The following is an 11,720-nucleotide window of genomic DNA, read 5'->3' as shown; positions in this document are numbered from 1 at the left end:
GTCGCTGACTTCACGCTCGGTACCAATGATGTCCTGAACTTTAACGATTTTCATGGGCGTATCTCATGGTTGGTTGGTCAGAATCGGGTGAAACACCTTTACAGTATAAACATTAGGCATCTATATAGTTCAAGCGGCCCTTTCCTCCCGCCACTGGTTATACCACCCCTCCGGGGCGCTTTGGATCGGGCCCTGCAGCTGCTCCGTGGCGCTCGATGGCGCACCTTGCGATGGCGGAAAAGATTCTTCACGACATGGAACGGATGTTCCACCTTGGCACGAATCTGGGCTTTGACTTGCTCGCGGCGGGCGACCAGTGTTTTGCGCGGGGCTTCTGGCATCTTCAACAGCTTGCCGCGCTTTTCGGCTACATACCAGGTGACTTCTGAGTCCTGAAACTCGGGGCGCTTGGCCATGCCGGTATAGCCTGCGTCCGCGTAAGCCTCAATTTCATCACCGTGCAACAGGTGTTCGAACTCGGTGATATCCGCGACATTGGCGGTCGTGCCCGTCAGGCCAGTGCATCCGCAGCATGCGCTTGAGGGGAATCGGGGGCACCACCTGTTCCATCTCGGTCAGAAATGGCTCGCCTCGGGTTGTCTTTTTCTTGGCGGCAAACCCAACCTGGGCGAAACTCGTCTGCTTCATGGTCATTTCTGGTCGATGCGGCTATGATTCGCTTTTACCAAAGCATGGTTTCAAGCGGAATTGATCAGTGTATCCTTAGACATCTCGCTCGGTTGCGAGAACCCGATGAAAGAGTGGCGCATAAGGCACGGCGGGAGGATCCGGTTCTCTCTGCTGTGCTGCTTGTTTGGCTTGTTGACGGGGTGCACCACCCTGCCGGCTCTGGACGGCCGTAGCGTTTCCAGCGCGCTGGGCGATGAGGAGGCCAGGGCCACCCCGCTTGGCCGGGCGATTGCGCCGCGGGTGGAAGAGCATCCCGGCAAGAGCGGTATCTATCCGCTACAGAATCCGCTCGATGCCTTTGCCGCCCGGGCACTGCTGGCGCAGGTTGCCGAGCGCACCCTCGATGTCCAGTATTATATCTGGCAGGGCGACACCACCGGCACTCTGTTACTAGTGTCCCGTCTGGTTAATTCGCTGACCTACTGAGCCACTGAGAGCGTTGAGAGCAAGGCGTGCTAATGAAGGTATGGTGGTTCCATATCGAATTAGCGCAACGCAGCTATCAACGCTCTCAGTGGCTCCCGAAGGGCGTAGCTCTGGGATTCCTGGCCGGTGTTGCCAGCGCTTGATGTGGAACCACCACACCTGCACACTGGCGCCTTGGCCAGAAATCCCAGAGCTACGCAGTAGATCAGCGAATTAACCAGACGGGACACTAGCGTCCGCACGGCGGAAGTGGCACCTGGTTCGCTTCAGACTTGGCTCTTCGCGGAGGGCACCGCCCGTGCGATAGAGCGGGAGTTTCTGAGTTTCGAAAGTGCCGGTCGCATTGCCTATGTCGACGCTGAGCTCAAGGAAGGGGATTCCATCCGCCAGGGGCAGACGATTGCGTATCAGCAGCAGGATCGCCCTCAGGCAGAGTTGGCAAGCGCCCGCGCCGGTGTCGTTGAAGCCCAGTGTGGGGCGACGCGTCTGCGCCCCATCCTCACCACATCGATCACCACCGTGGCGGGTCTGTTGCCGCTCGCCATCGGCAGCCCCATGTATGCGCCACTGTGCTACGCCATCATTTTCGGCCTGGTCGCCTCGACGGCGCTCTCTCTGATTATCGTACCCTGCCTGTATCTCCTGCTTACCCGGGAAAGTCAGCGCAGCGCCAGTGTTCTGGATTGAGGTCGTATGAATGGCTCATAATCCCTGTCCAGCGCCCTAAACAGGAGACACTGATGTCATCACTTGAGACCCAATTCCTTCCCCTGACCGAACATCACGACCGCTATGACGCCATCGACCCGCGCACGGCGCTGAAAGACAGCGCCACGGGCAAGGTCGTCTTCATCACCGGCGCATCACGGGGAATCGGCCGCGCCACCGCTGTCGCCTTCGCCGAGGCAGGTGCCAAGGCGGTTTACATCACGGCACGATCAGAAGAGCAGCTTAAAGAGGCAGGCGAGCTGATCCAAAAGGCCAACCCGAACACGCAATGCGCATGGTCGGCCTGCGACGTCACCAGCGCAGCCCAGGTCGAAGCCGCCGTTGCCGACTGCGTGGCAAGATTCGGGGGCATCGACGTGGCCGATGCGAATGCCGGCTATCTCGACCACTGGGCCAAAATCGGCGAATCCGATCCACAAAGCTGGTGGCACAACTGGGAAGTGAACGTGAAGGGGGCCTATCACGTGATCCGCTTCTGCATGCCGCATCTCATCGAGTCGGCGAAAAGGCGGGCCACCGACGGATCAAGCGGCGGTCATCTGATCCTGCTGTCGTCGGTGGGTGCGCAGATGCTGACCCCGACGGCATCCGATTACCAGACCTCCAAGCACGCGATCAATCGCTTGTGCGAGTTCGTCAACGTGGACCATGGCGAAGACGGCATCAAGTGTTTTGCCATCCATCCGGGCGGTGTGGCCACCGCGCTGGGGCAGAACATGCCCGAGCAAATGCACGCCTATCTGACCGACAGCCCCGACCTGGCAGCCGGCTTTATCGTCTGGCTGGCCTCGGGCAAGGCGGACTGGGCCAAAGGCCGCTATCTCAGCGCGAACTGGGATGTTGAGGAGCTGAGCTCGCGCCGGGACGAGATCCTCAGGGATGATCTGTTGGTGAACCGCCTGCGGACCAAGGCGTGAGAGGATGGGGGAGCCAGCTCCCCCTCCTGCTCTGCTCGATGCTTTAAGCCGTCATTCGGCGGTCAGTAGCATCTTGATCGCCTTTTCCTTCGCCGCCTGGCCGAAGATGTCGTAGGCTTTTTCGATCTCGTCAAGCCTGAGTTGGTGAGTCACCAGCTCCTTCGGCTTCACATCACCACTCTCGACCACTTTCATCAGCACAGGGATGGTGTTGGTGCTCACCAGGCCGGTACGCACCGTGATGTTCTTGATCCACAGGTCCTGAAGCCGGAATTCAACGCTCTTGCCGTGTACACCGATGTTCGCGATGTTGCCTCCGGCGCGGATAATGCTCTGGCAGATATCGAAGGTCTCGGGGATGCCGACCGCCTCCATGGCCACGTCTACACCCTCGCCATTGGTCAGTTCTTTGATGGTTTCGATCGGGTCTCTGGCGATGGTGTCTGTGGCGCCCAGCATCCTGGCCATTGCCAGGCGGTTCTCATCGGGATCGATCATGATGATCCGTGCAGGGGAGTAGAAGCGGGAGGTCATCACTGCGGCAAGCCCGATAGGGCCCGCGCCGACGATGGCCACCGTGTCTCCGAGTTTTACTTCACCATTCAGGGTGCCGATCTCATGCCCTGTGGGCAGAATATCACTGAGCATCACCGCTGCAGCGGGATCCATTCCGGATGGTAGTGTATACAGACTGTTGTCTGCATGGGGGATGCGTACATACTCGGCCTGGGTGCCATCGATTAAATGACCAAGGATCCAGCCGCCGTCCCGGCAATGGGCGTAGATGCCGCGCTTGCAGTAGTCGCAACGACCGCAAGAGGTGACGCAGGAGATCAGCACCTTGTCGCCAACCCTGATGTTGCTCACGCCGTCACCAACTTCTTCGACCACTCCGACACCTTCGTGGCCGAGAGTACGGCCTTCTGTGACGGCTGGTACATCACCTTTCAGAATGTGAAGGTCGGTACCACAGATGGTGGTATGAGTGATGCGAACTACCGCGTCTGTGGGCTTCTCAATGGCAGGCTGTGGCTTGTCTTCCCAGCTGCGCTTTCCCGGTCCGTGAAAAACCAGTGCTTTCATGATGCTTTCTCCTTAAAAGTGCAAGGCCACCGATACCATGTATGGCAACTTTAGCCTTGCACGGACTGCGCTGAGCGTTACTGACTCATATCAATACAGGCGGTTATTGTCAAATCCGCTGTATGGCCATCTGGCGGCTGTTGCCACACCTCTTGTTCTTATGGGGTTCTCGCTTTACGGCTACCACCACTACACGGCGGTTCAGCTTGAAAGCACTCTGTTTATTACCGCCTGCAAAGGAGGCTGCCGATGCTTCCGGGGAGGGGCTGCCAACCACACTGGACATGCCCGAGATGGATCTGCAGGACACCAGCGGGGCTGCCGCATCGGCTGAAGGCGATGCGGCGGCTTTTGCCCTCAATGCATTTGTCCGGGTGGCACCTGACAATACCGTGACAGTCATGATCAAGCACATCGAGTTCGGCCAGGGTCCGGCCACCGGCCTTTCCACTCTGGTAGCCGAAGAGCTGGACGCCGACTGGGGGCAGATGGGGGCAGAGCTTGCCCCGGCGGATACCGAGAAATACGTCAATCACCTGTTTGGCCTTCAGGGCACCGTCAGCCACGACGCCAGCGGAAAAAGCCTCAGCTTCGGCGACCTGGCCGGCGAAGCCGCCAAACTGGAAGCTCCGGCCGACCCCAAGCTGAAAAGCCCGGACCAGTTCAACCTGATCGGCACCAAGGTCCGCAAGCTGGACACCCTGGACAAGACCAACGGCACGCAGATTTTCACCCTGGATCTGTATCCTGAGAACATGGTCATCGCCACCATCCTGCACCCGCCGCGGTTCGGTGCCACCGTTGCCTCGGTGGATGACAGTAAGGCACGCAAGATCAAAGGCGTCATTGACGTCAAGACTGTGCCGGCGGGTGTCGCCATCTACGCCAACAACACCTACGCGGCCCTTAAGGGCCGCAAGGCCCTGGAAGTGACCTGGAATGCCAGCAAGGCCGAAATCCGCTCCACCCGGCAGATGGAGCAGGATTACAGTAAGGCCGCACAAAAACCCGGTCTCAATGCCAGGAACGACGGCGATGTAGAGAAAGCCCTGGCGAAAGCAGATACGGTGATTGAGGCAGAGTATTTTTTTCCGTTCCTTGCCCATGCTCCCATGGAAACCCTGGATGCCGTCATGCAGTTCAAGGATGGCAATATCATCGGCTGGCATTGCCAACCTGCGGGTTGGCCAGCACCTTATGGAAAACGGTGTCAGTGCGCTCTGGTGGCGCTCGGTAGAGCACACCCACAACGCTTACGCCAACGAAACCTTTCTCGATGAGCTTCTGGAAAAAGCCGGCAAGGACCCCGTCGAGGGGCGCCTTGCGCTGCTTGGCGACAAGCATCCGCGTCACCGCGGCGTCCTTGAAAAAGTCGCGAAAATGGCTGATTCCGCCGGACCAGTTTCTTCCGGGCGCCAGCGCGGCGTTGCCCTGCACAAGAGCTTCGGCTCCTTTGTCGCCCAGATCGCAGAAGTCTCCGATAACGGTAACGGCGAACCCAGGGTTCACAAGGTGTGGTGCGCCGTGGACTGTGGCGTTGCGGTCAACCCGGATGTGATCGCCGCGCAGATGGAAGGGGGATTGGCTTTGGTATAGGCGCGGTGCTTTACGATGCCATCACCCTGAGCGAAGGCGGCTACGTGGAACAGTCCAACTTTGACCGCTACCGATCCCTGCGCATCAACGAAATGCCGGACGTCGAGGTGTCGGTCATCCAGTCCACGGAAGCGCCCACCGGCGTTGGTGAGCCGGGCACGCCGCCCTCCGGGCCGGCAATTGCAAACGCCTGGCGACGCCTGACCGGCAGGAGCGTTTATCGTCTGCCTCTTGTCCCCATCAACGTCTGAGGAGCTGACACCATGCAACACGCAGTATATTCACTGGCAGGTGCCGGCCTTGTTGCGGCCATGGCATTTTTGACCCTGGGCGCGGCCAACGCCGCGAACGAGAACGGCATCAGTAACGAAACCCTCAGCTCGCCGGAGGCGTTCCAGTCCATCAGTCACCTTTACGGGTAGCGAAGGCTCCATACCCGGCCACGCAGTCTGGCGACTCGCTCCGCCCGAGCAGGCCTGGATCGAGACCGGGGCGGAGTGCCCGGAAGTCTGATCGGCAGGCCTCTGAAAAGTCAGTGGCACGCCGACGGTCGTAGCCGATAGCCCACGCCGGTCGCTGTCTCGACCAGCGTGGACTGGCTTCCCAGTTTGCGCGCCTCCACATCCAGCAAGGCAGGAGCTCGCTTAACCCCGAGTTCCGCCTCAGCAAGATCCGCCTCGAGACCACAAAACAAGAGATCGAGTCCGCGCATCGTCCGCTTCCCCGAGCCACGTCGTCAGGCGATGGCCCAGCCGGCGTCATCCATTGCCGCCCTGGCGGCCTCGGCTCCCGATAGCTCTTCCCTCCATCGGGAGGCGTCGAGGCGTCGTCCCGTCACCCCGTCCGACGCGTCCGAGGCAAGCCAGAGAAGCGGCGGGACAATGACCGCGGGATCGAGCAAGCCGGTTCGCGCCTCTTGCGGGAGACCGTCCGGGATCATGCCTGTCGCCGTCGCGCCGCCGCATGGTGGCGTGATTCATCGTGATATTGACGATGCGTCCGCGACCGGCGTTGTTCACAAGCATGTCGAGCCGCCCGAAGCGGTCACGCGCCATGGCGCCCACCGTTTCCTCGATCGGCGTGTTCGGGTCCACCCGGTGCTGGTAATAGAGGTCGATATGGTCCACCCCGAGCCGCTTCAGCGATGCATCGCAAGCCTGGCGCACATATTCCGCGTCGCCGCGAATGCCGAGAAATTCGCCGTTCTTGCCGCGGACGTTCCCGAACTTGGTCGCCAGCACGACCTTGTCGCGGCGGTCGGCGATTGCCTTGCCGACCAGAACTTCGTTGGTGAATGGGCCATACATGTCGGCGGTATCGAGGAATGTGACGCCAAGATCAAGCGCGCGGTGGATGGTCGCGACCGCCTCGGCCTCGTCGCGACCGCTATAGAATTCCGACATTCCCATGCAGCCTAGGCCGAGGGCAGAAACCTCGAGCCCCTGCGAACCGAGCTTGCGCGTCTGCATCTGTGTCTCCTTTTCCTTTGTGTGTTGCGTACAATGACAACCTGGCCAGAGACGTTCCTGTGGCGGGGTACGGTTATCAGCCAGCGATTTTCGCCAGTCATTATGTCATTCTAACCCCCGTGGCGGCCTCGCTTTCAAGGGCTTTCTCCTCAGCCTAGCCGGCGAAGACCTTGATGAAGACCCTGCGACATATTCCTTGACAACTACCGGTCCGCAACGGCCACCAGCAGGCTGCATGGCGCGTGGGCGAGCAGCGAAGCGCCGACGGAGCCGTGCCACCACCGGGCCATCGCGCTCTGTTCACGGTGACCGACCACGACCAGATCCGCGCCGACCTCGTGCGCCATTCGGCCGATCTCCTCGGCGGGGTTGCCCGCAGCGAGGCGCGTGTCGACGGAAAGCCCCGCCCGCCGCAGCGCTTCCGCGCCCTCCGTCAGCACGCGGCGCACTTCCTGATATTCTCGCTCCGGCAGGTCTGAGGGTGCCGCCGCTTCAGCGAGCGCGACACCCAGTTCATGGGTGACGACGGCGAGGAGATAGACACGAGCCTGGCAAAGCGAAGCCAGCTCGGCCCCCTGGTCCAGCGCCTCACGGCCTTGCCGGCTGCCGTCATAGGCTAGGAGGATCGTCCTGTACATCGTGGTGCTCCTTTCTGTGATCGGGATGGAACGCCTTTCCCGGTCCTCTGCTCTAGACAGTGCTGCCTTCGGGGCTACATCCCTCGCCATTTGATACTTAGCTATCTATTGATTATAGTACAGCTACATAATGATGCAGGCAATGAGATGACGAAGCCCCTCGACGATCAGGAACAATTCGGCCTTCGCCTCGGGCTGGTCGCCCGGCTGTGGCGCGCCGAAATCGACCGGCGGCTGGCCACCTTTGGCCTCACCGAGTCCCGCTGGTTGACCCTGTTACATCTCTCTCGCCTGCCCCAGGCGGCAACCCAGCGTGAATTGGCCGAGGCGGTCGGGGTGCGGGGGCCGACCCTGGTACGCGCGCTGGACCGGCTGGAAGCGGAGGGGCTGATCGAACGCCGCACGGAAGCCGCCGACCGGCGCACCAAATCGGTTCACCTGCGTGCGGAGGCTGCCCCTGTTCTGGAACGGATCGAAGCTACCACAGCGGCGGTGCGGGCGGAAATCTTATCCGACCTGTCCCATGCCGAGGTGGCGACCTGTCTGAAGGTCTTCGAGAAGATCGCCGACAAGCTGGGCGGCACCCCAAGGGCGATGCAGCCTGTGGACAAAAACTGATGAGAGCTAGAGCGTGAACCAGCATATGACCCACCGGGAACACCAGGACGACGATCAGGAAACCGATCTACGCACCGCCCCCGACAAGAAGAGGGAGGCTGAGTCAGAGACGGCTTTACCTCCTGCCCGCCCTCGGCCATGGCGATGGTATGGCGCGATCCTGGCGACGCTGATCGTTCTCGGAGGTGGCGGCTGGTGGCTGTATCAGCAGCTCACCCATGTCGTTGTGACGGATGCCCGTGTCGCCGCCGACATTGTTGCCATGAGCAGCCGGGTTCCCGGTTGGGTGACGGTACTTGAAGTGACCGATGGCGATGCCGCGCAGAGAGGCAGGGTTTTGATCCAGATCGACGACCGGGAAAGCCGTCTCCGTGTCGAGGCGCTTGACGCGCAACTCGCCGGGATTGCCCGCCGCCGCGAGGAGATCGAAGCGCGCATCGCACTCACCGACCGTCAGACACAGAGCCGCATTACCGCCAAACAGGCAGCGGTGAGGGCGGCAGAGGCCAGGTTGGCAGCAGCGGCAGCGCAACTCGATCTTGCCAGACAGGAGAATGACCGGGCGGAGAAGCTGGCGCCGAGCGGTGCCATCAACCGTGCGCGCCTGGACCAGACGCGGGCGGCGCTGGAGACGGCAAAGCAGCAGACATTGAGCGCCCAGGCGGACCTGGAAAATGCCCGCGCCGCCCTGGCCGAGGCTGAAGCCGCGCGCGGGGAACTCACGGTGCTGCGCACCCAGCTCGCCGAACTCGGCCCGGAGGAGCAGCGGCTACGTGCACAAAAAGCCCAGGCCGAACTCGACCTGGAAGATCGCACCATCGTCATGCCATTCGACGGCGTGGTGGACCGGGTATTTGTGGACAAGGGCGAATATGTCACCCCCGGCCAACGCCTGCTGATGGTGCATGATCCCGAGCGGGTGCGTGTCGAAGCGAACGTCAAGGAGACCGACATCCGCTTCTTCCGGCCGGGAAAGAGCGTGATGATCACTGTCGATGCCCTGCCGGGGCGGCGCTTTGAGGGCAGGGTCACGCGCGTCGGGCAGTCCGCCACCAGCGAGTTCGCCCTGCTGCCCAACCCCAACCCGAGCGGCAATTTCACCAAGATCACCCAGCGCCTGCCAGTGCGCATCGCGGTGCAGCAGGACGGCGGCGAACTCAAGCCGGGTATGATGGTGGAGCTGGAGGCGAGAGCCGATGACTAGCGCGCCCCGGCCGGACAGTATCGAGGGGCTATTCGCCCGTTTCGGCCCGTCCTATCGCTGGCTGGTCACAGCGACGGTCATGATGGGCACGATCGCCACTATCCTGACCGCCACCATCGTCAATGTAGCCCTGCCGGATATCATGGGCGCTTTCGGCATGGGCCAGGACAAGGCGCAACTTCTCTCCACCGGCTTCCTCGCCGCGATGACCGGGACCATGCTGCTCAATGCCTGGATGGTCGATACCCTCGGCCAGCGCGCGACCTTTATGTTGGCGATAACCATCTTTATCGCCGCCTCCATCATGGGTGGGCTCGCCCCCACCGAAGGGGTGCTGATTCTAGCCCGTGTTTTACAAGGCGGCGCGGCCGGCATCCTCCAGCCGCTCGCCATGCAGACGATCTTCCAGGTCTTTCCGCCGGAGAAACGCGGGTCGGCCATGGGAATTTACGGCATCGGCGTGGTGCTGGCCCCGGCGCTTGGCCCGACGCTTGGCGGCATCATGGTCGACAGCTTCAGCTGGCGCTATGTCTTCTTCATGGCCGTGCCCTTCTGCTTCATCGGCCTGTTTATGGCCGCGATCTTGATGCCGGGGCGCGCAACCTCCGGTCCGCCGCGCAAATTCGACTGGATCGGCTTTGGACTGATGACGGTGTTTCTCGTGACCCTGCTCAACGGGTTGTCGAACGGGCAGCGTGACGGCTGGATCTCCGACCCCATCCTGCGCGACTTCGCCATCGCCCTGGTCGCGGGCATCGGCTTCATCGTCTGGGAGCTGCGCACGTCCGCACCCATGCTCAATCTCAAGCTCTTCACGAACCGGGTCTATGCGGGCGCCTCCGTCGTGGCCTTCATTTTCGGAGCAGGCATCTTCGGTTCGACCTTCTTGATTCCGCTGTTCGTCCAGACGATTCAGGGCTACACGCCGACGCGCTCGGGCCTACTGCTGATGCCAGCGGGTCTGATTCTGGCCCTGGTCTTCCCCATTGCCGGGCGGCTGACCGACAAGACGCCGGCCTATGCCACGGTCATGGTCGGGCTCGCGGTTTTCGCGGTGTCATCGTTTCTGATGACCGGCGTGGATACCAATACCTCGTTCTGGCTGTTCGCCTGGTGGATCATGCTGGGGCGTATCGGCCTTGGTTTCATTATGCCGAGCCTGAACGCCGGCGCCCTCAAGGCGCTACCCATGACGCTACTCGGTCAGGGCTCCGGCGCAATCAACTTCGTGCGCCAACTCGGCGGGGCGTTTGGTGTCAACCTGCTCTCCATCGCTCTGGAGCGGCGATCTCAGCTCTACGTAGACAGCTTCACGGCGGCACAGCATGCAGGCAACAGTGCAACGACCGCTATGCTGCACGAAGTAACCGGCTTGTTTGCACAGGCTGGCGTGCCGGAGGCGATACGCCAGGCCGGGGCGATGAACTATCTTGGCCGCGTGATCTACAGCCAGGGCAACATGCTGGGGTACCGGGACAGCTTCTTTATCGTCGGCGCGATCTTCCTGGCCGCCCTTGTTCCGGCGCTGATGATGCGCCGGAGGTCCACGCCTCCGGCGCTGCCGGCCAGCGAGGCCATGCGTCACCCGCCATCGTCGCAGGACGCGCTCCAGCAGAGTCGGTGACGCACGTGTCTAGACATGATGTTTTGGGTCTGTGCACTGTGCGGGCATCCGGTGACGGAGGAAACAGGTTGGCACGACCATCACGTCATTCGGCGTGTGGACGGCGGACCAGATACCTTGGACCAGATACCTTACAGAATCGGGTACTCCTGCACCCCATTTGCCATGTCCAGGTTCACAGCCGGGGCTGTGTAAAGGTGACTCTGAAGTGGAGCGGCATTAGAATGCGTTCCATTAAAGAAAGTACGCCGGTCAGATGAACCTCTGACTTTAATAGGCTTGAGCCGTATGCCGGTAAACTCGCACGTACGGTTCTGAGGGGGGATGGGCCAATAATAGCTCATCCCTACCCGACATTCTGTTGCCGGGTTATCCCGCTGCCATCAAGGCTGCCAGGGAAGCCGGGTCCCGGAGAAAATCCCGGTTCCGGGTCGGGCAATACAAAGTAAGCCGGTGGCAGACACGGCTTCCGGGTACAGCGGTCATGCTCTGGCTGGTTGACTGCCCGCCATTATTCGAGCGGCCGGGCAACCCCTACCAGAACGAAGAGGGAAAAGACTGGTGGGAAAATGCACACCGGTTTGAGCTGTTAGGCAGAGTCGGCGCGATGATGGCCGCCGCCCTATCAGGACGGATCAGTTATCGCTGCTGTCCGGCAGGTAGGCGCCGTCCTCGTCATGAACTTCCTGGCCGGTCACCGGCGGGTTGAAGGCGCAGATCAGGCGC

13 protein-coding genes and 4 pseudogenes are annotated in these 11,720 nt (G+C 61.4%); 12 read left to right on the top strand and 5 right to left on the bottom strand.

The features are described 5' to 3' along the window. Positions 1 to 212: 212 nt before the first annotated feature. Positions 213 to 506, bottom strand: a pseudogene (locus BMZ63_RS14705) (transposase); the annotation flags it as partial. Between the two features lie 247 nt (positions 507 to 753). On the opposite strand from BMZ63_RS14705, the gene BMZ63_RS14695 reads away from it, so the two are divergent. The 3 genes from BMZ63_RS14695 (at position 754) to BMZ63_RS14685 (ending at position 2,762) form a co-directional block, all read left to right on the top strand. Continuing rightward, positions 754 to 1,116 carry a phospholipase D-like domain-containing protein gene (locus tag BMZ63_RS14695; protein ID WP_177187099.1) on the top strand — a complete coding sequence of 121 codons (363 nt, stop codon included), beginning with the start codon at positions 754 to 756 and terminating at the stop codon, positions 1,114 to 1,116. A gap of 249 nt (positions 1,117 to 1,365) precedes the next feature. Continuing rightward, positions 1,366 to 1,803, top strand: a complete 438-nt coding sequence (locus BMZ63_RS14690) for an efflux RND transporter permease subunit (RefSeq protein ID WP_091706671.1) — start codon at positions 1,366 to 1,368, stop codon at positions 1,801 to 1,803. Positions 1,804 to 1,856: 53 nt separating this feature from the next. Continuing rightward, on the top strand, positions 1,857 to 2,762 hold the full coding sequence (locus BMZ63_RS14685; protein WP_091706669.1) for an SDR family NAD(P)-dependent oxidoreductase: 906 nt from the start codon (positions 1,857 to 1,859) through the stop codon (positions 2,760 to 2,762). 51 nt (positions 2,763 to 2,813) lie between these two features. Here the strand turns inward: BMZ63_RS14685 and BMZ63_RS14680 are convergent, their stop codons facing one another. After that, positions 2,814 to 3,845, bottom strand: coding sequence for a zinc-dependent alcohol dehydrogenase family protein (locus tag BMZ63_RS14680; RefSeq protein ID WP_091706667.1), 1,032 nt, complete (start codon positions 3,843 to 3,845; stop codon positions 2,814 to 2,816). 206 nt (positions 3,846 to 4,051) lie between these two features. On the opposite strand from BMZ63_RS14680, the gene BMZ63_RS15070 reads away from it, so the two are divergent. Genes BMZ63_RS15070 through BMZ63_RS14995 form a run of 4 tightly spaced genes read left to right on the top strand, consistent with a single transcriptional unit; the run spans position 4,052 to position 5,863 of the window. Further along, positions 4,052 to 5,125, top strand: coding sequence for a molybdopterin-dependent oxidoreductase (locus BMZ63_RS15070; protein WP_218141262.1), 1,074 nt, complete (start codon positions 4,052 to 4,054; stop codon positions 5,123 to 5,125). Next, positions 5,043 to 5,441, top strand: a complete 399-nt coding sequence (locus tag BMZ63_RS15065; protein WP_218141261.1) for a molybdopterin cofactor-binding domain-containing protein — start codon at positions 5,043 to 5,045, stop codon at positions 5,439 to 5,441. Before BMZ63_RS15070 ends, BMZ63_RS15065 begins: the two co-directional genes overlap by 83 nt. Before the next feature lie 5 nt (positions 5,442 to 5,446). Beyond that, positions 5,447 to 5,692 (top strand): hypothetical protein, encoded by a 246-nt coding sequence (locus BMZ63_RS15060; protein ID WP_218141260.1) that lies wholly within the window; start codon positions 5,447 to 5,449, stop codon positions 5,690 to 5,692. Between the two features lie 12 nt (positions 5,693 to 5,704). Next, entirely contained in the window at positions 5,705 to 5,863 is a 159-nt protein-coding gene (locus BMZ63_RS14995; RefSeq protein ID WP_177187098.1) for a hypothetical protein, read from the top strand. Between the two features lie 627 nt (positions 5,864 to 6,490). Here BMZ63_RS14995 and BMZ63_RS15200 read toward each other — a convergent pair. Continuing rightward, positions 6,491 to 6,910: pseudogene (locus BMZ63_RS15200) on the bottom strand (aldo/keto reductase); the annotation flags it as partial. A 203-nt stretch (positions 6,911 to 7,113) separates the two neighbouring features. Continuing rightward, on the bottom strand, positions 7,114 to 7,548 hold the full coding sequence (locus tag BMZ63_RS14665) for a universal stress protein (RefSeq protein ID WP_011784160.1): 435 nt from the start codon (positions 7,546 to 7,548) through the stop codon (positions 7,114 to 7,116). Positions 7,549 to 7,695: 147 nt separating this feature from the next. On the opposite strand from BMZ63_RS14665, the gene slyA reads away from it, so the two are divergent. The 5 genes and pseudogenes from slyA to BMZ63_RS14640 all read left to right on the top strand — a co-directional run. Next, entirely contained in the window at positions 7,696 to 8,166 is a 471-nt protein-coding gene (slyA, locus tag BMZ63_RS14660; RefSeq protein ID WP_091706665.1) for a transcriptional regulator SlyA, read from the top strand. Positions 8,167 to 8,179: 13 nt separating this feature from the next. Continuing rightward, positions 8,180 to 9,370: an HlyD family secretion protein gene (locus BMZ63_RS14655; RefSeq protein WP_223268865.1), complete on the top strand. Its 1,191-nt coding sequence runs from the start codon at positions 8,180 to 8,182 to the stop codon at positions 9,368 to 9,370. Further along, complete coding sequence (locus tag BMZ63_RS14650; protein WP_091706659.1) at positions 9,363 to 10,994, top strand: DHA2 family efflux MFS transporter permease subunit; 1,632 nt, start codon at positions 9,363 to 9,365, stop codon at positions 10,992 to 10,994. The genes BMZ63_RS14655 and BMZ63_RS14650 overlap by 8 nt, the downstream gene beginning before the upstream one ends. A 27-nt stretch (positions 10,995 to 11,021) precedes the next feature. Next, positions 11,022 to 11,254: pseudogene (locus tag BMZ63_RS15320) on the top strand (HNH endonuclease); the annotation flags it as partial. 59 nt (positions 11,255 to 11,313) lie between these two features. Next, positions 11,314 to 11,625: pseudogene (locus BMZ63_RS14640) on the top strand (glycogen/starch synthase); the annotation flags it as partial. 4 nt (positions 11,626 to 11,629) lie between these two features. Here the strand turns inward: BMZ63_RS14640 and BMZ63_RS14635 are convergent. Beyond that, a partial coding sequence (locus BMZ63_RS14635; protein ID WP_177187097.1) for an ectoine synthase occupies positions 11,630 to 11,720 on the bottom strand: 91 nt, incomplete at its 5' end.

Origin of the sequence: Marinobacter persicus (assembly GCF_900114155.1) — a bacterium.
GTDB classification, from domain to species: Bacteria; Pseudomonadota; Gammaproteobacteria; order Pseudomonadales; family Oleiphilaceae; genus Marinobacter; species Marinobacter persicus.
Note: the sequence above shows the minus strand (reverse complement) of the source record. Positions and strands in the feature narration are given on the sequence as shown.

Coding starts and splice junctions, on each gene's coding strand:
- BMZ63_RS14650 (WP_091706659.1), top strand. CDS start 9,363: ATGACTAGCGCGCCCCGGCCGGACAGTATCGAGGGGCTATTCGCCCGT.
- BMZ63_RS14685 (WP_091706669.1), top strand. CDS start 1,857: ATGTCATCACTTGAGACCCAATTCCTTCCCCTGACCGAACATCACGAC.
- BMZ63_RS15065 (WP_218141261.1), top strand. CDS start 5,043: ATGGAAAACGGTGTCAGTGCGCTCTGGTGGCGCTCGGTAGAGCACACC.
- BMZ63_RS14995 (WP_177187098.1), top strand. CDS start 5,705: ATGCAACACGCAGTATATTCACTGGCAGGTGCCGGCCTTGTTGCGGCC.
- BMZ63_RS14665 (WP_011784160.1), bottom strand. CDS start 7,548: ATGTACAGGACGATCCTCCTAGCCTATGACGGCAGCCGGCAAGGCCGT.
- slyA (WP_091706665.1), top strand. CDS start 7,696: ATGACGAAGCCCCTCGACGATCAGGAACAATTCGGCCTTCGCCTCGGG.
- BMZ63_RS14695 (WP_177187099.1), top strand. CDS start 754: ATGAAAGAGTGGCGCATAAGGCACGGCGGGAGGATCCGGTTCTCTCTG.
- BMZ63_RS14680 (WP_091706667.1), bottom strand. CDS start 3,845: ATGAAAGCACTGGTTTTTCACGGACCGGGAAAGCGCAGCTGGGAAGAC.